1 protein-coding gene is annotated in these 1,587 nt (G+C 42.2%); it reads right to left on the minus strand.

What is annotated here, in order from left to right:
• Positions 1 to 1,158 (minus strand): group II intron reverse transcriptase/maturase (gene ltrA / locus EKM69_RS12170; protein WP_125711377.1); only part of this gene is annotated, 1,158 nt, incomplete at its 3' end.
• Positions 1,159 to 1,587 lie beyond the last annotated feature (429 nt).

A 1,587-nucleotide genomic window follows, 5' to 3' on the forward strand; every position in this document is an offset into this window, starting at 1 on the left:
TCTTGCACGTAGCCATTCATCAACTCTCTGTATGAATGTCTTGATTCCCGCAATTCCATAATAGTTCAACCATCCATTCATCTTTCGTTCGATTTCTAGGAAGATAACTTCTAGGCTTCTTCCTCGATTTCTTTTAGTGATGATTTTCAGGGAGTGTATCAGTCTTTTCTTTGATTGATTACTAGCTATCGGGTATGCCCCTTTTCGAGATACACCAACTGAGAATCCAAGAAACTTTAGTCTGCGGGGATTTCCCACAGTAGTTTTCTTGCGATTGATAGTTAGCTTTAAGTCCTTTTCCAAAAATTTAGATACACCCTCAAGAACACGTTCACCTGCTCGCTTACTTTTGACGTATATATTACAGTCATCGGCATAGCGAACAAACTTATGTTCACGGGACGTAAGTAGTTTATCGAGCTCGTTTAGATAAATGTTTGCAAGGAGCGGTGATAAGTTTCCCCCTTGTGGAGTTCCCATGGTAGATTTCTGGAAGAATTTACCGTCCATCACACCACTCGTTAGGAATTTGCGTATCATACGCAACAACCATTCGTCATCAATATACTGCTTGATGAACTTCATAAGTAAGTCATGGTTGACCGTGTCGAAGTATGCTTTCAAGTCTAGGTCTATCACCACGTGATATCCTTGGTCATAAAGCTCAGTGACACGTTTTATTGCATCATGAGCACTTCGATTTGGTCTAAAGCCAAAGCTATTGTCTGAGAATACCTTCTCAAACACAGGCGTCATTACTTGTGCAATCGCTTGTTGTACCAACCTATCAAACACTGTTGGCACTCCAAGTTTACGCATAGATCCGTCAGGTTTGGGTATTTCTACCCGTCTGACAGGTTTAGGTTTATACGACAAGTCGCTAAGCGACTTCACTAATTGAGATTTGTTCTTCTTAATGTAGTCTTTCAAATCATAGACAGTCATGCCATCTATTCCTTGAGCTCCCTTGTTTCCATAAACGTTTTTGTACGCATCATTAAGATTTGTATTACTTAAAACTAGTTCTTTGAACGAAATGCCACTTCTAATCGTACTTTCACCAGAAATGGCACTACGCACCTCTGGTTTTCCTTGATTTTCCAAACCAACAGTCCCCAGTTGGCCAGGCTTACGCTCTGTTTTCTGCGATTTTCGCACCATTTCTACCTCCAATATCCATAAAAGTTATTAATGTTCGGTCCTTCATCGCAAGCGACTACTATGACCTCTGCTGACTTCTGCCATATTCAGCTAGGCATCACTGACTAGTTTGTCTAGAGAATTATTTCTCCAGACTTATATGGCAGACCTCCTCGGGTAAGAGCGTTAACTTTCGTACCATGTAGCTGCCGACTCTACCGGAAATACTTTCGAGTAGTATAGGACTTCGTTGTGCTGGGCAAACTTATCCTGTATTTTCCGGCCTTTTAGTCGATTCTTGTACATCAGCTCAGTACTTTGCCTTAGACTTCCTTCAGATTCCACCTCGCGATGGACACCCTTGTCCTCAGCTCGTGATTCCGACTACTACGGCTCACAGTGGACTTTCACCACCTAGTTAACGCCCATGCCGAGCGCACCCAAATT

It is taken from the genome of Companilactobacillus zhongbaensis (assembly GCF_003946515.1).
Lineage (GTDB): Bacteria > Bacillota > Bacilli > Lactobacillales > Lactobacillaceae > Companilactobacillus > Companilactobacillus zhongbaensis.